We start from the raw sequence: 16,604 nt of genomic DNA, 5'->3' as shown, positions 1-16,604 counted from the left end.
GAAATAATGGAAGCATCAGCTTTACCTCTGTTTTTTAGTCATATTGAACAGCAACTTAATGAAGTACCAAACGAACTACGCCGTATTTTCCACGGGCGCGGTAAGTTTTGGCCTGGTCTAGAGCAACTGACATGTGACTGGGTTGATGGACAGCTACTGGTTAACGTGTTTAAAGAAGTCGACGATGAATTCTTGTCATCTCTTAAAGCTGGATTGGTTGAACTCACCAACAAAGATATCTGGCAATCAAAGCAGGGCACAAGCATTGTTCTGCAACACCGTTATGCCGATGGTGCGCCTTCAGAGGTTCTATGGGGTGAGTTGAATGACTCTCCGGTTGTGGTTGAGCATGGCCTTAAGTACCAATTAGACATTGGCCGTAATCAGAACTTCGGTTTGTTCCTAGACATGCGTAATGGTCGTCAGTGGGTACAAGATAATGCCAAGGATAAGAACGTTCTTAACCTGTTTGCATACACTTGTGGTTTCTCTGTCGCGGCTATCGCTGGTGGCGCTCGTCAATGCATGAACGTGGACATGTCACGTGGCTCGCTAAACAAAGGTCGCGATAACCACCGTCTGAATGAACACGATATGCGCTCGGTTAACTTCCTTGGCTACGATATCTTTAAGTCGTGGGGGAAAATCAAGAAGGGCGGTCCTTACGAGCTCGTTATCATCGATCCACCTTCGTTCCAAAAAGGCAGCTTTGCTCTAACCAAAGATTACAAAAAAATCTTACGTCGTTTGCCTGAACTTCTAACTGAAGGCGGTGAAGTGATTGCGTGTGTGAACTCACCAGCAGTATCACCAAACTTCCTGATTGAGACGATGGCAGAAGAAGCACCAAGCGTTGAGTTCATTGAGCGTCTGGACAACCCGCCTGAGTTTGTCGATGTCGACCTTGATTCAAGCCTAAAGGTATTGAGGTTTAAAATCACGGCTTCAGCTGAAGCTTGATGTCATGATTTAGCGGGCATTATCCATACTAATATAGAAAACGCCGCTCACAATGAGCGGCGTTTTTATAGGTGCAAGAAACTAACTCATTTATTAACTAGCTTGGTTTTTTAGTGTCTGAAAACCAAAATAAATACGCATGAACGTGGTTAGCCAACAAGCTGCACCAAAGGTGTAAGCGATAACTGCAAAGTGTTGAGGCCAAATACAAAACGCGATGAAACAAGCGATGGTTTCAGTGCCTTCGGTTAGCCCTGACATGTAGTACAGAGACTTATGCTTATAGACTGGGTTTTCAATGCCTCGCTTGCCTGCCATAACCGCAAACGCTAAAAAGCTGCTGCCTGTGCCGATAAAAGAGAAGATCAAAAACGCACCGGCAATGGCGTTGTGTTCTGGGTTGGCAATGACAAATCCAAAAGGGATCAGCGAGTAGAATAGGAAATCTAGGCTGATATCGAGGAAACCGCCCGCATCACTAATGCCTTGGATTCGAGCCAAGGCTCCATCAAGCCCATCACATACTCTATTAAACACAATGAAGCCTAGCGCCCACTCATATTGTTGAAATGCCAACGCTGGAAACGCTAAACATCCAACCAGAAACCCAAACAGGGTGGTTTGGTTGGCTGTGATGCCGAATCTATTAAGTAGTTTGGCTGATTGATTTAGTGGCCACTTAATGACCTTAATAGAGTACTTATCCAGCATGGTTACTTCTCCATGGCCAAGACAGAACTTTTGCCCCTTGAGGCACATCGGTTTGGTCGTGCGTCACCATTAATGTCGGAATATTCGCTTTAGTGAGTTGCTCAAATACCCAGTCGCGAAACTGAGCTCTGAGTTCTTGGTCGAGCTTACTAAACGGCTCATCAAGCAACGCCAATTTCGGTTTCGCCAATAGCATACGAGTTAAGCTAATTCTCGCTCGCTGGCCGCCAGATATTTGGTCGGGAAATGACTCAGCCAAGCGGGTCAGTTCAATGTCTCTTAACGCTTCCATTGCTTGTTGTTGGCGATCGGAACCCTTAACCGAGTTTGGTAACGAAAAGGCCAAGTTCTCCCATACTTTTAGGTGTGGAAACAACAAGTCGTCTTGAAACAGTATACCAACTTCACGCTGATGTGATGGGAGATCGTCTAGTTGAATATCGTTCAAAATAACGGTGCCAGAGTATGAGAACTCGTCATTCAGGTGACCCGCGATGGCATCTAACAAAGTCGATTTTCCGCAGCCGCTTGGCCCCATCAACGCCAATATTTGGCCTGATTCTAATGTTACGTTTAGCGCTGAAAACAGCGATTCGCCACCGTTTTTATGGATGGCGAGGTCGTTGAGGTGCAGACTCATTAGTAAGAAAACCTTTAAAAGTAAGACGGCGATATCTAAGTTGAAGTCGGCTGACTAATATCGCTAAAGAGAAAAAGAACAGAGGCAACAAGGCCTGCCAAATGGCATAAATTGCGGTTACCCTGCGGTCGAAACCACTGGTTAGGGCAACGGCTTCTGTGGTGATGGTGCTAATACGACCAGCACCGAGCATCAATGTTGGCAAGTACTGAGCTAAACTCACACTGATCCCAACCGCCCAAGCGAAGGCGATGGCGGGCAGTAATATCGGCAGCTTGATCGAATACCAGCTTTGAAATGGCGATTTACCCAAGCTCAGTGAAGCTTTTATCAGCCCATCGTTGAAGCTTTTCCATGGGCCGTCCAAAGACAAGTACACAAATGGAAAGGCGAAGAAAACATGCGCCCAAATAACCCAAAGCTCATAGGCACTACTGCCAATGTATAGGGTGGTGATTTGCATGCCGAACAACACCGACAGTTGAGGTATCAACATTGGAATAGCGATAATAAAGCCTGGGACTTGCCACTTGTATTTGATTCTGTATTCGTGAGCAACCAACGCAAGCAACAAAGCGATTGAAGCAGCAATCAGACCAATCCATAAACTTTGACCAACGGTGCTCATGATGCCATCCCATTCGAATTCCCAAAAACGCATGCTGTAGCGACTAGGCAGTAAATCAGGGAAGCGCCAGCGCTGCGCAAAACTCCAGATAATCATCAAAGGAATGATGGTCAGTGACAAAGCTGCAAGAGCTGTGAATACGGTTTTCCCCGGTAAGTTAGCCCCTGTTCTTCCTGAATACTGCCAAGTTCGAAAGTACTTAAGAATTGCCCATTCAACTAAACGCGCCAAGGCGATGATCAACGAAGCCAAGCCAAACAAAACGATCGCACCAGCAGCAGCTCGTGGTAGTAGATTAAGATCTGGATCGTTGAACCATTGCCATACCAAAACGGCAAAAGTCGGTGGGTTGGTTGGGCCAATGATCAGAGCAATATCGACAACCGATACGCTATAGGCGAGCACAGCCAGCATTGGGAAGCGAAGCTTAGTAAACCATTGCGGGAAAATACACTTCCACCAGATCTGAGCGCGGCTGTAACCGAGTGATGCACTCACCTTAGTGATACGTTCTACATCGATTTGTTGAAGTATCGATATGCTCATCAGCAACAAGAAGGGAACTTCTTTGAGTGCGAGCATAATGATTAGGCCAAACGCGTAAGGATCTTTGATCAGCAAAGCCAATTCAGAGCTTGTAGCCGATTCACCAAGTAAGTGGTGCACGGCTCTTGCTCCAAGGCCTGTTGGGCTAAACAAAAAAGCAAAGCCGATAGCGAAAGCCACATGCGGAATGGCAAGCATTGGCGATAGCGTTAGCTCTATCTTTCTCCAAAACTTGTTTCCCCAAGAAGCCTGAAGAATACAAAAGGTCAGGAAGCAGGCAATGTAGCTGCTGGCGACCGCTGAACCTAGGCTTAAGCCAATAGAATGCCAAGCCCCTTCCCATTGAAAGACTTGGCTAAAACCGTTGAGTGTTGGCTCCTCTAAACCTAAGGGCGGGATGAAACTCAGTGACGAAGCCACGACTCCCGCTACCCCAGGAATGGTTGGGATGATACATACCGCTATAACAACAAAATATAGAGCGCGAAGCATGGAGGTTAGTTACCGTATCGTTTAAGCCACTCTTTCTCGAGCGCGTTTTGCCAACTAGGATGCGGTTCATCAATCGATTTAAATTGCTGAGTATTTTTAGCGCTGCCGGTTAAGTACTTACTACTCAATACAGAAGGGTCACCCCAAACATTGAGTTCACCTTTGCGAGATTGTGCTTCTGGGCTCAACAAGAAGTTGATGGTCACTTGAGCTCCCGCGGTTGCATTGGCATTCCAAGGAATCGCAAGGAAGTGAATGTTAGACAGAGCGCCGCTTTCTAACGCATAAGCCTTGGTAGTTTCCGCTAGGCGGCCACTTGATTGTGCTGAATATACAGAGTTTGGATTGAACGTAATCGCGAGGTCGATCTGTCCGTCATCCAGAAGCTGGATGCTTTCCGATGTGCCTGCTGGGAATTGCTTTCCGCCTCTCCATGCCACTTTATGGAATTTATCTAAGTAAGCCCACAGTGGTTCCGTAACATCTTGGAAGGTATCTTCTGAAACGGGTTTAGCAAGCGCAGGACTGTTGTTTGTCAGCTCAATTAGTAGAGACTTAATGAAGCTCGTACCGTGAAACTCTGGTGGGCGCGGGTAGCTTAAGCGGTTCGGGAAAGCCTGAGCGTAGCTCAACATCTCTGAAAACGATTGTGGCGGATTGTGCAGTGTTTCTTGGTCGTGGATGAAGACCAGTTGCCCAACGCCCCAAGGTGCCTCCAAGCCTTCTGTTGGCTCCGAGAAATCGACATCGATCGGCAAAGACTTATCCACGTACTGCCAGTTTGGAAGTGTTTGAGTGAATGGCCCAAACAACAAGGCATTTTCTTTCATTGAACGGAAATTCTCGCCGTTAATCCAGACGATATCGACACTGCCTTCAGTGTTCTTTCCTGCCGCCTTTTCTGCGAGTAGGCGAGTGGTCGTTTCTGCAATATCGGTTACTTTCACATGTTTTAAGGTAACACCGTACTCACTTTGTAATTTCTTGCCCGCCCACTGTAGGTAACGATTGATTTCTTGGCTACCGCCCCAAGCGTGAAAGTAGACAGTTTGTCCCTCTGCCTTCTGTTCGATTTGGTTCCAGTTATTGGTTGATGTTGCTTCATCAGCATAAATGGTTGCGCTGTATGCAACGGTTGCCATGATTCCTAACGTACTTACTATCTTGTTCATAAACTTTTCCATTTGGTAGTGAACGGGTAAGAGCATTGTATTTTCAAACTCCCTAGGGCGTGTTGACCTTTCGTGGTTAAATTTTGTTCGAGATAAAAGCGTTATAATCGCGGCGAGGGGGAAGTAGCCTAGTCACTCTAAGCAAATCTCCCTCAACAAAGAGTAAAACGCTTTTAGCCGAACCCTTCGGGCAGCGTTTGCTGGTCATTTCTACTGCGTTATCGGCTTCTCATGTAGGCTAGCTACACATCGACGCCTCTGCCTTGTATAAATACCCAGCAACTCGCTGCAAAAATCAGCTCGAAAGATCAACACGCCCTATTATTCTATCTGTTTCTGAAATAAATTCTAATTCAACAGTAAATTCAATCAATTACTTGAGAACAAGCAGGGAGGGCGTGCTGGTCTTTTTTGGTTAAACTTTGTTCGATATGCAATCGTCTCGAAAGCTCGACAGACTCTAGGCTCTTACCATCCTAGCAATAGACCGATAAACCAGTGAATTTATTGCATCTAAATGAGAGATATTTGAGGTTTATTGGAGGTTGGTACGAAAAGTAGGCGATGAGTGTTAATTTTGAAGGTGTTGTGAGGGTAAGCAGGCAATAAAAAAGGAGCCATGAAGGCTCCTTTAATCAATATCTATTTCGAGAACGGATTAGTTTACCCAATCACGAATTGTGTACGTTAGCGTGTGTACATCGTTTTTCAGTACTAGCGTATCGTTTGTTAGGGTTACGTCGCTCCACTCGCTTAGAGTAGCTGAAACCGATTGTTCGATTTCCATTGCTGAACCGTGACACATTTTCATTGTCATGCCCATTTGCTTGATACGGAATTGACCGTCTTTCAGCTCGCCTTGACCGAAGAAGTTGTTACAACCAGCCATGCCGTTTGCAGTCATCTTTTCGCCGATCTCTAGACGAGGAGCTGCTTGGTCTTCGCTTTTCACAATGTCCTTGCCATCAATTTGCGCAAGTTCCCAATTATGGTGCTGTAGATCGGTTGGTGTTACTTGCATCGCGTTGTCACCTGTTGTTGTGCATGCTGCTAGCATCATAGGTAAAGCGGCTACTGCTAGTAATTTTTTTGAACTAAACTTCATATTATAAGGCTCCAAAGGAAAGAACGAAGTTACCGAATAAGTGTAACTTGATGGGTTCAAAGTATAGTTTACAAAACACTATATGTGTCAGTATAAGGTCATAGTTTAGTATGAGTTTCACGAGCTGGGCGACAAATTAATCGCTTATTTTTTAATTAGTAAGCTCGATTTTGATGTGTAAGGAGGCATGGTGGAGCAGTTAGAGTTTTTCCAGGTTCCAAGCCCTTGCGTTGGGGTTTGCTCAAGCGATGATAAAGGCTATTGCAATGGTTGTATGCGCAAGAGAGAAGAGCGCTTTAATTGGATGTCGATGACTCCGTCAGAACAATTGCACGTGATTAAGCTTTGTCGTCAGCGCTATCGGAGAAAGATAATGAAGCAAAAAAACTTGGTTGGTAAGTCGGTCGACGAAGAGGGAAATACAAGTCCCCAAAGAGATCTTTTCGGTTAAAGAGGAAGTATCAAGATTTTATTTAACTCCGAAGTAACTATTACTTTACATAATGGTTGGGGTGTAATATTAAGGTAGGTACCTTTGTACCAGAAGGAGTGATGTCGGTATGAATAAAAAGAACGTAAAACTCAAAAAAGAACCGGTTAAAGCGCTGGATCGAAAAAATATTGGGGCGAAAAATGACCCTGAAGATAGCCCGCGTGATTGGCATTCGATGTCAGAAGAAGAACGAATGGAAATCCTTTCTCACCTTTCAGACATGCCTTTTCAATAACATCACTGGTTCTTCAGAGTCTTTCTTAAAGCCCTGTTTTCTTAAATAAACAGCTTTCTGAAATAAACATATTGCTAAACAAACATGTGATTCGCTTTCGTTACACCACGATGGTATGTACAAAATGTATCATCGGCCTCGGTGGTTTTACTATGAATCTTAATGTTGGTTATCACTTCTACAGCCCCTGCATCGTAACAAGCTTGCTCTGCCTTTTTAACGATATCGAGTAATTGATTGAGCTCACCTTTCATTGTGGTTTCCATCGCACCAACTTGGAAAGGCACATCGGCTGCTTTCACAACTTCAATGGCTTTATCAACTACTTCGAAGTTGTTGCCTTCTTTGACGCGAGGGATCACTTGGAAGGCAACCATCACTTCTTTTTCTCTTTTTAACTCAGACACTTTCTGCTTACTCAATGATAGGGATTTGTTGCAGATGATAGGTTAATGCGGAGATAAATTCTACAGCGGTTACGCTGCTTTATTTATGACACGAGTGACTGGAGATATCGGACTACTTGCTACCCCAGTGGTCGCTAACCCAACCACCAATATGCTCATCAAAATGACTACCACTGAACCTCTGGTTGCGTTCGACCGAGGTATCACAGTCGTCTTTGTTGTCGATTAGGTTTTGTATGTAGTTTGCCATTGGGTCATTGGAACTCTGACGATCTCGGCGAGTAGCCACTTCCTTAATCAGTTGTAATCGATATGTAGAGCTTGCACGTTTCATTTCAATGACCTCCCGGTTTTTAGACACTAATAGAAAAATTTAGTTGCCAGATATAGGGGCGTCAACGTGATCAGAAAGTATTTTTTTTGAGCAACCAAGAATCAATACGTTGGCATCATAATTCACAAAAGTGTCATTTAAGTTGGCAACTTTAGGGAAGTTTTTGGGTGTGAATTTGTATTTTGTTGCATATAAAAAAGCCCAGTACAAACTGAGCTGACCATTCTATTTCTGGTTACTTAGAGTTATTTCTGGTTACTTAGAGCTATTTGGTTTGCTTTTAAATTGCTTAATGCTTTTCTTTTTAGCTGTTCTTCGATTGGCCATTTTATCTTTAGGTGGACGCTTGCGAGCGGTCGTTTCAGATGCAGGTTTGTCGGTAACCGGGAAACCCTCTAATGGTTGCAGCACTAACGGCTTATTGGTCAAGGTGCGAATCGCATTGAGGTAGTCAGTTTCGCTGTGGCTAACCAGAGAGACCGCGCAGCCAGTACTTCCTGCTCTTGCTGTACGACCAACGCGGTGTACGTAAGTTGCTGAGTGAGAGGGTAATTCGAAGTTAATTACGACAGGTAACTGATCAATATGAATGCCTCTAGCCATCACGTCTGTCGCGATAAGCACACGAGTCTCGCCATTTTTGAAACTTTCTAATGCTTGCTCTCGTTCTTCTTGGCTCTTATTTCCATGTAACGCACTCACACTGATTTTGGCTTTATTCAATCGTTTGGTTAATGCATCGGCATTGTCTTTTGCGCCAATAAATACCAATACTTGCGGCCATGTGTGTTGATTGAGTAGTGCGATGAGCGCTTGAGCTTTACTGCCTTTGTTCACTAAATACAGGGTTTCTTCAATAGCCGCGACCACGCTGTTTTCTTGATGTGTCGTGACCTTAACTGGATTTGAAAGAAGCTCTTCAGCCTGACCTACTAATTCGGGCGGAAGTGTCGCAGAGAACAACAGTGACTGACGTTTGCTCGGTAGTGCTGAAGTAATCGCTTGAATATCTGGCCAAAATCCCATGTCGATCAGGCGGTCGGCTTCATCAAGAACCAATGATGAACACCGAGCTATATTCAGTTCATCACTTTTGATTAAAGCAAGTAGGCGGCCCGGTGTGGCGATGGCTAATTGTGGTTTAGTCGATAATTGTTGCTGTTGATCATCAGTATTTACGCCGCCCGTTAGCGTTACCAATTTGATATTGAGCGTTGTCGCGATCGGTTCTAAAGATTTGGTCACTTGAGATGCAAGTTCACGGGTTGGAACAATGATCAGTGCTTGCAGTTCATTCACATCTTGGTTGATGTTATTCAGTAAAGGTAAGCCGAACGCCAATGTTTTACCGCTGCCCGTTTGAGCCAATGCGAGTACGTCTTTCCCCGCAATAATGGTAGGAATTACCGCTTGCTGTATCTCTGTCGGCTTATTGAATTGAGATGAGAGCGCGGAGACGGTTTTTGCGTTAAGGGTTAGGCTATCAAATGACATAAATGAACCAAGTATCAAAAAGGAGGTGGAGTCTATCAGGGCTACAAATGTTAGAGAATCAGTTTTGTATGTTAGACGATAAACACATTCATTATACGCGCGAATTATGTCTGTTAGCTATACGCGATAATTAAGCGTTTATCATATTGTAATGGCACTGAATGGACGTACAATGTCCGCCCTAAAAATGTTCATGAAATGAGATCGAAATGAGTTGGGACAGTATCTGGCTGTTTATCGTTATCGTGTTTTTTATTGCCATTATCCCGGGCCCAAATGCGCTGTTGGTATTAAGCACAGCCTTAACTCAAAGGAAGCTGTTTGCATTTGTGAACGTGTTGGGCGTGTCATGTGGTTTCTTTTTTCATGCCTTTATCTCGGCTAACGGCATAAGCTTATTACTGTCGAACACTCCCATGGCCTTTGAAGGGCTAAAGTGGGCTGGGGTTTTGTATCTTGTCTGGCTTGGGTATAACCATTTTCGAGCGGCACTGCGCGCTCAAGAGGGCGTGCTCTCTGTGGTCAGTGCATCGGGAAGTAAGCTTTATAAGCAATTTTTCAAAGGGCTTCTCACTAATCTACTGAATCCTAAAATTGTCCTGTTTTATCTTTCTATATTCCCTCAATTTGTTTCAACAGATGCGATTGTGACAGACAGTTTGATACTTGGTGCAATTCAAGCGTCAGTGGTGTCGATGTGGTTCTTAGTTGTGATCTTAATGGCGGATACCTTTAAGCGCTTGTTAGTTCAAAAGCGCACCTCGCAAATGATGAACATTGTGTGTGGGATTCTATTCGTGGGCTTCAGCATTCAGTTGGCATTGTTTCAGCTTTAGGGTGCGATGCGAAAAATTGGGTTTTTAGCTATTGGTTCAGTTCATTTCCGGCTTAGTTCTCGTTTCCATCTTAGTTTTCATTTCCGATTCAGTTCTCATTTTTTACTGAATGCTAAGCAATCAGTGTTTCTCTGTATAAATCTCTAAAGCATTAGCTCGGGAAGTCGATATAATTATTAGCTATCAATTTGGTGAATGTGTTTATTTGAGACCAATTGAAGCTACAGCCTATTGCTTGACCGAAATAACAGAGACAGGGAGTCACCAATGCGTGAAGATTCATTCACCCAGAAACGCAAATATTACCGCTTAAAGTACCCTCAAAAGGCTCGTCCGGTGATGCGAATTAAGGATGAGCTTTTTCATGTCAGCGAAGTTTCTGAAAAGGGTGTACGCCTGATGATGCGTAACATCATTCCGGTTTATCGTGGCTTTTCAATGGCCGGCACCTTGAGGTTGCATGACAACAACAGTATCGATATTAGCGGTGCTGTATTGCGACAAGAAGGTGACGAAGTGATCGTTCAGTTATTACAAGGTCCGAGCTTCAAAGATATGGTGTCTGAACAACGCCACATTAGGCAAAGATACCCAGTGTTTTTTGCTAGCCTCAGAGTGGCATAGAAAGCTTTTAAAGTTAGATTCACTCATCCAAGCCGATATTAAAAAGCCCAGCACTTTCACAAGTGCTGGGCTTTGTTCTATCTATAGCCCAGATTCTTATAAACCAAAGGCGATACAGGTAAAGCTAATGAGCTTAGTTCGCCTTATAGCTCGTCTACTGTAGCCCAAACTGCGGCTAGCATATCGTGACCAAACGCGACACTTCGTTCTGGAGACCAGCCGTAAAGTTCGTCAGCGTGACTGATGTGATCTTTAAATGGCATCTCGACGGTGTAAGCCAAACACTTGAATTGCTCACCAATCCAGTTTGTGCCAACTGTCATGTTTGCTTTGCCTGGTTCGTCTTTATCGTAACCAAATTCATCTTGGAACTCTGGCGTGATAGTGAGTAGTGCTTGCTTGAAGTGGCTCTCTAGCTTCGCGATGCGCTCGTTGTAAGAAGGTGTGCCTTCGCTACCTGCTACAAAGTTATATGGAATCGCTTCGTCGCCGTGAATATCTAGACACAGGTCAACGCCCGTTTCCAGCATACGCTCGCGAACAAGGAATACTTCTGGGCTACGTTCCATAGACGGCGATTGCCATTCGCGGTTCAGGTTTACGCCAATCGCGTTAGTACGCAGGTGACCACGGATGCTGCCATCTGGGTTCATGTTTGGTACAACGCGGAACACAACGCTGTCTAGAAGAGAGCGACCAACCGTATCTGTTTCATCAAGCAGACGTTGTAGCAATCCTTCAATCAACCATTCAGCCATGGTCTCACCAGGGTGTTGACGGCCAATTACCCAAATGTTTTTCTTCTCTTCACTTGGCTCACCAATGGTTAGCAAAGTGATGTCATTGTTGTCTAGCGTGTGGCCCAAAGTTTCAAGCTTACAAGCTGGGTGCGTTTGAGCACTGTGCAGAAGATTTTGGTGACGATCGTACGAGTACGGTGCAAAGTACGCGAAGTACATTGAATCGTGCTCTGGAATGATGTCGAAGCTTAATGTATCGCCATCGAACTGAGATGGGATACGAAACCACTCTTCGCGGTCATACGATGCAACTACATCGTAGTCCTTCCAGCCCTCAGGGTAAGCCGATGTTGCCAGTTGACCGATTTCAAAGTGGTGAGCTTGTTGAGCTTCACTTTCTAAGCGGAAGTGAAACCACTGAGAGATTTCAGTTTGGTAGTCTGCTGGGATAGTCAGTTGAATGTTTTGTGGTGAATCTGCAGAAACGACGTGAATGTTGCCGCTTTCGAAATTGCTGAAAATTTTCATTGTAGTTTTTATCTCGTAGTTGAGTTGCCGTAAGACTAGCACACTTTTTTTCGAGCAAACCACTAACTAAATCGTAATGAGATGTTATTTCAACTATCTACTTTTTAGTTCTCTACTTTGAGCAGTACTTCCTATCTATCGACGCTGACAAGTTGTACACCCACGACAGGCTGAACGTGTGTGGTGATCTAACTTGCTGCGTTGCACCTTACAATAAGCGTTTTTCAATGCCCTTCGTCCAGAAAACCAATCATCAGGTTTCGCAAGAATCAGATAACCATTAAAGCGTTTCATAAGCTCGACTCTATTTTGGTTGATGAACTTGCTATCAAACCCAATTTCGAAGTAATCAAGCGCTTGTTCAATCGAGGTGAAACTCGCCATTTTTTGTTGGAATTCTGTTTGGTTCATTGAGTGAGGAGTTTATGAAAAATAGATAGCCAATATTGTAATAGATTTACAATTTACTTCTTTGACTTAGAAAGCCGTTTTGTCTCGTTGATGTTGGATTAATCAATAATGAATATTTAACCGCTGCTTCTTATTTGGTGGGTGATTGTATCTGGTGGGGAATAATTTCGTGAAGTGACCTTGGGTTCTCATAAAGGTTCAATTTTTGTTCCTCAGAATGCGATTTGTGATCCAAATCAAACTGATCTACCCCTAAAGTACTATTCTGATCTTAATTGTAACCAATTGTTGAAGATGATTAAGAATTATGACAATAAAAAAACGTTATATCGCACTAATAGCGGCGGTTGGTATAGGTATTGGCTGGTTAACCTTAGGGGGAACTGCAGCCGTTATGCACTATACATCGAGCACTGAGTTTTGTGTTTCTTGCCACACAATGGAAACACCCCACAAAGAATACCAAGGTTCAGTTCACTTCAGTAACGCAAAAGGCATTAGAGCTGAGTGTGCTGATTGCCATATCCCAACGGATCCGATTGACTACGTGATCACCAAAGTAAGAGCGTCTAAAGACATCTACCACGAATTCATCTCAGGCAAGATCGACACGCCTGAAAAATACGAAGCACACCGTGAAGAGATGGCTGAGACAGTTTGGGCTCAATTCCGCGAGAATGACTCAGCGACTTGTCGCTCTTGTCACGAATTCGATGCAATGGAAGAGTTCGAGCAATCTCGTGATGCAGCAAAAATGCATGCTTATGGTCGTGAAAATAACCAAACGTGTATCGATTGTCACAAAGGCGTTGCACATTTTGCTCCTGAAGCTCAGCTAGATAGCAAAGCGTTCGATACCCTGATCGCATTTACGAAAAACACGCCAGCAGATGCGAAAGTGGTTTACCCAGTAACCGATATCGCAATGGGTGACTTCGGCAGTGTAAACCCAACAGCAGAACTGCAAGTGGTCAAGGCTGAAGGCGACAACCGTACTGTGACTTTGAATGCATTCCAAATGAAAGGTGCAGAGCAAGTGCTTTACTTCGGTGAAGGCCAACGTGCAATCGTTGCGACATTGACAGACAAAGGTCAAGAAGCACTGACTACTGGTGACTATAAAGCCGATGCTTACGGTAACGAGTGGCGTTCAGTTGCGCTAACGGGTGATATCACTTCTCCAGTTGTCGATAAACTAGACCCAATCTGGTCTTACGCAGAAGAGTTGGACAACGTTTACTGTGCAACGTGTCACGCGAAAATTCCTTCAAACCACTTCACTGTGAATGCTTGGGGACCTGTTGCGAAAAGTATGGGCGACCGTACAGACATTTCTGAGCAAAACCTTGAGCTGCTGACTAAGTACTTCCAAAACCACGCGAAAGACGTTGTTGGTCACTAAAGAGAATTAGAAGGATAAAATTATGACTAATATTACACGTCGCGGATTTTTAAAAGGCACAGGTATGACTGCTGGTGCGATGGCGTTTACATCGTTCTCTCCAATGTCGGTCGCTTCGTCAAACACGCGTGGTAAAGGTGTTCTAACGGCAGGTCGTATGGGACCAATGCTGTGTGAAGTGAAAGATGGTAAGTTAGTGTCGACGACGAATGCACTGGCACAAACGGTTCCAAATAGCCTGCAGACCACAGGCCCTGATCAAGTACACACCAAAGCGCGTGTTAAGTACCCTATGGTTCGTAAAGGCTACTTGGCTAACCCATCTGCACCTGAAGGTGTACGTGGTAGTGATGAATTTGTTCGTATCTCTTGGGATGAAGTGTACAAATTGATTCACCAACAACACTCACGTATTCGTCAAGAGCACGGTGCGGAATCTGTATTCGCAGGCTCTTATGGCTGGCGTTCAAGTGGTGTTCTGCACAAAGCGCAAACGCTTCTACAACGTTACATGAGCATGGCTGGTGGTTACTCTGGTCACTTAGGTGATTACTCAACAGGTGCTGCGCAAGTTATCATGCCGCACGTTGTGGGTTCGATTGAGGTGTATGAACAGCAGACGACTTACCCAGTTATCCTTGAGCACAGTGATGTGGTGGTACTTTGGGGCCTAAACCCAATTAACACCTTGAAGATCGCTTGGAGCTCAACCGACTGTGCAGGTCTTGAGTTCTTCCACCAGTTGAAGAAGTCGGGCAAGACAGTGATTGCGATTGACCCAATGCGCTCTGAGACTATCGAGTTTTTTGGTGACAACGCAGAGTGGATTGCTCCTCACCCAATGACTGACGTAGCCATGATGATGGGTATCGCACACACGTTAGTGAAACAGGGCAAGCACGATAAAGATTTCTTGGGTAAATACACAACAGGTTACGACGTATTCGAAGCTTACTTGATGGGTAAGGAAGACGGCGTAGAAAAATCTGCTGAGTGGGCGTCTGAGATCTGTGGTGTGCCAGTGAAGCAGCTTGAGCTACTTGCGGATATCTTCAGTAAGAACCGTACTATGCTGATGTCTGGCTGGGGTATGCAGCGTCAACAATACGGTGAACAACGTCACTGGATGTTGGTTACGCTAGCGACAATGCTAGGTCAAGTTGGCTTGCCTGGTGGTGGTTTTGGTCTTTCTTACCACTACTCAAACGGTGGTAACCCTGCTCGTGATGCAGGCGTACTTCCTGCGATTTCAGCGTCACTTGGCGGTGGTTCTTCGGCGGGTAACGATTGGGCTGTTTCAGGATCTGTGAACGCATTCCCTGTAGCGCGTATTGTTGAAGCGCTAGAAAACCCGGGTTCAAGCTACCATCACAATGGTCACAACCTAACGTTCCCAGAGATCAAAATGATCTGGTGGGCAGGCGGTGCGAACTTTACTCACCACCAAGATACCAACCGCTTGATCAAAGCTTGGCAAAAGCCTGAGCTGATTGTTATCTCAGAACCTTACTGGACAGCAGCAGCTAAGCACGCGGATATTGTTCTGCCAATTACTACATCGTTTGAACGTAATGATATGACGATGACGGGTGACTACAGTAACCAACACTTAGTGCCAATGAAGAAAGTGGTTGAGCCACAAGGTGAAGCTCGTAACGATTTCGATGTATTTGCGGACATGTCTGAGTTACTTGCTCCGGGTGGTCGTGATGTGTACACCGAAGGCAAGACCGAGATGGAATGGCTGTATGGTTTCTACAAAACCGCACAGCAAGGTGGTCGTGGTCAGCGTATCGTAATGCCTAACTTCAGCAAGTTCTGGGAAGATAATCAGTTGATCGAGATGAAGTGGAACGAGAAGAACGCACAGTTTGTTCGTTACGCTGATTTTCGTGAGAACCCAATCATGAACCCACTAGGTACACCAAGTGGCAAGTTCGAGATATTCTCAAGAACCATTGAAGGTTACCAACTAGATGATTGCCCTGCACACCCAACTTGGTTAGAACCAACAGAGTACACAGGCAACGCTAAAGATGGCGAACTGCAACTGATGACAGCGCACGCCGCGCACCGTCTGCATAGCCAGTTCAACTACGCGAAGATCCGCGAAGAGTATGCGATTGCAGACCGTGAGCCGATTTCAATTCACCCTGAAGATGCGAAAGCTCGAGGCATTAAAACGGGTGACTTGGTTCGTGCACATAATGGTCGTGGACAAGTATTGGTGGGTGCATTAGTGACGGATGGCATCAAACAAGGCTCTGTATGTATCCATGAAGGCGGTTGGCCTGATTTAGATAAAGAGACAGGCCTATGTAAAAACGGTGGCTGTAACGTGCTTACGTTAGATATCCCGACTTCTCGTTTGGCGAATGGCTGTGCTGCAAACTCTGCGCTTGTGAAGATTGAAAAATACACAGGTCCAGTATTAGAACTCACGGCATTTGATCCACCTAAAAACGGCTAATCTTTAACAAGTAATAGCTAACTGAATGAAGCCAGCCTAATCGCTGGCTTTTTTTGATCCTTTTCTTGCGACGAAGACTATTACTCAGTGTCGGCTAGACAATCCATAATAATCAATGACATCTAAGCGAGAAATAAACTCATGAATCGAATCAATCCAAAGAAACTACTTCGCAGTAAATGGACGGCCGTTAGCCCTGTAAAGAAAGAAAAACACTTTATGGTCACAGAGGTAGAGTTTGAAGAAGGGGAGGTTATTCGTTGTTTGATAGAAGCGGTGATGACCAAACGAGAGGAAGACATCAACTGGCGGGATCTCACCGACAAGGATCATTGGCTTCCCGGTTGGAAATAAGGATAGCAAGTAGGGAGCAGTC

At 44.9% G+C, this 16,604-nt stretch carries 18 protein-coding genes; 8 read left to right on the top strand and 10 right to left on the bottom strand.

The features are described from left to right. The first annotated feature begins 6 nt into the window (after positions 1 to 6). The gene (locus AB4503_RS12925) at positions 7 to 960 is read left to right on the top strand and encodes a class I SAM-dependent methyltransferase (protein ID WP_017068057.1); all 954 of its coding nucleotides are present in this window, start codon (positions 7 to 9) and stop codon (positions 958 to 960) included. Between the two features lie 93 nt (positions 961 to 1,053). Here the strand turns inward: AB4503_RS12925 and AB4503_RS12920 are convergent, their stop codons facing one another. From AB4503_RS12920 to AB4503_RS12900, 5 genes are all read right to left on the bottom strand, one after another. Continuing rightward, entirely contained in the window at positions 1,054 to 1,671 is a 618-nt protein-coding gene (locus AB4503_RS12920) for a CDP-alcohol phosphatidyltransferase family protein (protein ID WP_372114980.1), read from the bottom strand. Next, positions 1,661 to 2,311: an ATP-binding cassette domain-containing protein gene (locus AB4503_RS12915; protein WP_017093183.1), complete on the bottom strand. Its 651-nt coding sequence runs from the start codon at positions 2,309 to 2,311 to the stop codon at positions 1,661 to 1,663. The genes AB4503_RS12920 and AB4503_RS12915 overlap by 11 nt, the downstream gene beginning before the upstream one ends. Further along, positions 2,277 to 3,977 carry an ABC transporter permease gene (locus AB4503_RS12910; RefSeq protein WP_372114977.1) on the bottom strand — a complete coding sequence of 567 codons (1,701 nt, stop codon included), beginning with the start codon at positions 3,975 to 3,977 and terminating at the stop codon, positions 2,277 to 2,279. Before AB4503_RS12910 ends, AB4503_RS12915 begins: the two co-directional genes overlap by 35 nt. Positions 3,978 to 3,982: 5 nt before the next feature. Continuing rightward, the gene (locus tag AB4503_RS12905) at positions 3,983 to 5,149 is read right to left on the bottom strand and encodes an ABC transporter substrate-binding protein (RefSeq protein WP_372114974.1); all 1,167 of its coding nucleotides are present in this window, start codon (positions 5,147 to 5,149) and stop codon (positions 3,983 to 3,985) included. 658 nt (positions 5,150 to 5,807) lie between these two features. After that, positions 5,808 to 6,254, bottom strand: coding sequence for an META domain-containing protein (locus AB4503_RS12900; RefSeq protein WP_004734625.1), 447 nt, complete (start codon positions 6,252 to 6,254; stop codon positions 5,808 to 5,810). A 187-nt stretch (positions 6,255 to 6,441) separates the two neighbouring features. On the opposite strand from AB4503_RS12900, the gene AB4503_RS12895 reads away from it, so the two are divergent. Both AB4503_RS12895 and AB4503_RS12890 read left to right on the top strand, forming a co-directional pair. Continuing rightward, positions 6,442 to 6,705, top strand: coding sequence for a DUF1289 domain-containing protein (locus AB4503_RS12895; RefSeq protein ID WP_017079017.1), 264 nt, complete (start codon positions 6,442 to 6,444; stop codon positions 6,703 to 6,705). A gap of 109 nt (positions 6,706 to 6,814) precedes the next feature. After that, positions 6,815 to 6,982 (top strand): hypothetical protein, encoded by a 168-nt coding sequence (locus tag AB4503_RS12890; RefSeq protein WP_372114971.1) that lies wholly within the window; start codon positions 6,815 to 6,817, stop codon positions 6,980 to 6,982. A gap of 74 nt (positions 6,983 to 7,056) precedes the next feature. On the opposite strand, the gene AB4503_RS12885 is transcribed toward AB4503_RS12890, so the two are convergent. From AB4503_RS12885 to AB4503_RS12875, 3 genes are all read right to left on the bottom strand, one after another. Continuing rightward, positions 7,057 to 7,359: a thiamine-binding protein gene (locus AB4503_RS12885; RefSeq protein ID WP_017065764.1), complete on the bottom strand. Its 303-nt coding sequence runs from the start codon at positions 7,357 to 7,359 to the stop codon at positions 7,057 to 7,059. A gap of 142 nt (positions 7,360 to 7,501) precedes the next feature. Further along, entirely contained in the window at positions 7,502 to 7,723 is a 222-nt protein-coding gene (locus AB4503_RS12880; RefSeq protein ID WP_004734659.1) for a hypothetical protein, read from the bottom strand. A gap of 255 nt (positions 7,724 to 7,978) precedes the next feature. After that, complete coding sequence (locus AB4503_RS12875; protein ID WP_372114964.1) at positions 7,979 to 9,217, bottom strand: DEAD/DEAH box helicase; 1,239 nt, start codon at positions 9,215 to 9,217, stop codon at positions 7,979 to 7,981. Positions 9,218 to 9,426: 209 nt separating this feature from the next. Here AB4503_RS12875 and AB4503_RS12870 point away from each other — a divergent pair, with 209 nt between their 5' ends. Both AB4503_RS12870 and AB4503_RS12865 read left to right on the top strand, forming a co-directional pair. Next, positions 9,427 to 10,053 carry a LysE family translocator gene (locus tag AB4503_RS12870; RefSeq protein WP_017060328.1) on the top strand — a complete coding sequence of 209 codons (627 nt, stop codon included), beginning with the start codon at positions 9,427 to 9,429 and terminating at the stop codon, positions 10,051 to 10,053. 267 nt (positions 10,054 to 10,320) lie between these two features. After that, positions 10,321 to 10,677, top strand: a complete 357-nt coding sequence (locus tag AB4503_RS12865; RefSeq protein ID WP_372114961.1) for a PilZ domain-containing protein — start codon at positions 10,321 to 10,323, stop codon at positions 10,675 to 10,677. 143 nt (positions 10,678 to 10,820) lie between these two features. On the opposite strand, the gene AB4503_RS12860 is transcribed toward AB4503_RS12865, so the two are convergent. Together AB4503_RS12860 and AB4503_RS12855 are read right to left on the bottom strand one after the other, a co-directional pair. Then, the gene (locus AB4503_RS12860) at positions 10,821 to 11,945 is read right to left on the bottom strand and encodes a M14-type cytosolic carboxypeptidase (protein WP_372114959.1); all 1,125 of its coding nucleotides are present in this window, start codon (positions 11,943 to 11,945) and stop codon (positions 10,821 to 10,823) included. Between the two features lie 135 nt (positions 11,946 to 12,080). Further along, positions 12,081 to 12,356 carry a nitrogenase-stabilizing/protective protein NifW gene (locus tag AB4503_RS12855; RefSeq protein ID WP_372114956.1) on the bottom strand — a complete coding sequence of 92 codons (276 nt, stop codon included), beginning with the start codon at positions 12,354 to 12,356 and terminating at the stop codon, positions 12,081 to 12,083. A gap of 307 nt (positions 12,357 to 12,663) precedes the next feature. Here AB4503_RS12855 and AB4503_RS12850 point away from each other — a divergent pair, with 307 nt between their 5' ends. From AB4503_RS12850 to AB4503_RS12840, 3 genes are all read left to right on the top strand, one after another. Further along, complete coding sequence (locus AB4503_RS12850; RefSeq protein ID WP_050652249.1) at positions 12,664 to 13,758, top strand: NapC/NirT family cytochrome c; 1,095 nt, start codon at positions 12,664 to 12,666, stop codon at positions 13,756 to 13,758. A gap of 22 nt (positions 13,759 to 13,780) precedes the next feature. Further along, positions 13,781 to 16,228, top strand: coding sequence for a molybdopterin guanine dinucleotide-containing S/N-oxide reductase (locus AB4503_RS12845; RefSeq protein WP_372114953.1), 2,448 nt, complete (start codon positions 13,781 to 13,783; stop codon positions 16,226 to 16,228). 141 nt (positions 16,229 to 16,369) lie between these two features. Continuing rightward, positions 16,370 to 16,582, top strand: a complete 213-nt coding sequence (locus AB4503_RS12840; RefSeq protein ID WP_017068050.1) for a TIGR02450 family Trp-rich protein — start codon at positions 16,370 to 16,372, stop codon at positions 16,580 to 16,582. Positions 16,583 to 16,604: the final 22 nt, after the last annotated feature.

This window comes from Vibrio sp. 10N.222.55.B11, assembly GCF_041473705.1.
In the GTDB taxonomy this organism is placed as follows: Bacteria; Pseudomonadota; Gammaproteobacteria; order Enterobacterales; family Vibrionaceae; genus Vibrio; species Vibrio crassostreae_C.
Note: the sequence above shows the minus strand (reverse complement) of the source record. Positions and strands in the feature narration are given on the sequence as shown.

What these genes read in the sequence shown, in the direction of transcription:
- AB4503_RS12925 (WP_017068057.1), top strand. Translation starts at nt 7, where the DNA reads ATGGAAGCATCAGCTTTACCTCTGTTTTTTAGTCATATTGAACAGCAA.
- AB4503_RS12920 (WP_372114980.1), bottom strand. Translation starts at nt 1,671, where the DNA reads ATGCTGGATAAGTACTCTATTAAGGTCATTAAGTGGCCACTAAATCAA.
- AB4503_RS12915 (WP_017093183.1), bottom strand. Translation starts at nt 2,311, where the DNA reads ATGAGTCTGCACCTCAACGACCTCGCCATCCATAAAAACGGTGGCGAA.
- AB4503_RS12910 (WP_372114977.1), bottom strand. Translation starts at nt 3,977, where the DNA reads ATGCTTCGCGCTCTATATTTTGTTGTTATAGCGGTATGTATCATCCCA.
- AB4503_RS12905 (WP_372114974.1), bottom strand. Translation starts at nt 5,149, where the DNA reads ATGAACAAGATAGTAAGTACGTTAGGAATCATGGCAACCGTTGCATAC.
- AB4503_RS12900 (WP_004734625.1), bottom strand. Translation starts at nt 6,254, where the DNA reads ATGAAGTTTAGTTCAAAAAAATTACTAGCAGTAGCCGCTTTACCTATG.
- AB4503_RS12895 (WP_017079017.1), top strand. Translation starts at nt 6,442, where the DNA reads ATGGTGGAGCAGTTAGAGTTTTTCCAGGTTCCAAGCCCTTGCGTTGGG.
- AB4503_RS12890 (WP_372114971.1), top strand. Translation starts at nt 6,815, where the DNA reads ATGAATAAAAAGAACGTAAAACTCAAAAAAGAACCGGTTAAAGCGCTG.
- AB4503_RS12885 (WP_017065764.1), bottom strand. Translation starts at nt 7,359, where the DNA reads ATGGTTGCCTTCCAAGTGATCCCTCGCGTCAAAGAAGGCAACAACTTC.
- AB4503_RS12880 (WP_004734659.1), bottom strand. Translation starts at nt 7,723, where the DNA reads ATGAAACGTGCAAGCTCTACATATCGATTACAACTGATTAAGGAAGTG.
- AB4503_RS12875 (WP_372114964.1), bottom strand. Translation starts at nt 9,217, where the DNA reads ATGTCATTTGATAGCCTAACCCTTAACGCAAAAACCGTCTCCGCGCTC.
- AB4503_RS12870 (WP_017060328.1), top strand. Translation starts at nt 9,427, where the DNA reads ATGAGTTGGGACAGTATCTGGCTGTTTATCGTTATCGTGTTTTTTATT.
- AB4503_RS12865 (WP_372114961.1), top strand. Translation starts at nt 10,321, where the DNA reads ATGCGTGAAGATTCATTCACCCAGAAACGCAAATATTACCGCTTAAAG.
- AB4503_RS12860 (WP_372114959.1), bottom strand. Translation starts at nt 11,945, where the DNA reads ATGAAAATTTTCAGCAATTTCGAAAGCGGCAACATTCACGTCGTTTCT.
- AB4503_RS12855 (WP_372114956.1), bottom strand. Translation starts at nt 12,356, where the DNA reads ATGAACCAAACAGAATTCCAACAAAAAATGGCGAGTTTCACCTCGATT.
- AB4503_RS12850 (WP_050652249.1), top strand. Translation starts at nt 12,664, where the DNA reads ATGACAATAAAAAAACGTTATATCGCACTAATAGCGGCGGTTGGTATA.
- AB4503_RS12845 (WP_372114953.1), top strand. Translation starts at nt 13,781, where the DNA reads ATGACTAATATTACACGTCGCGGATTTTTAAAAGGCACAGGTATGACT.
- AB4503_RS12840 (WP_017068050.1), top strand. Translation starts at nt 16,370, where the DNA reads ATGAATCGAATCAATCCAAAGAAACTACTTCGCAGTAAATGGACGGCC.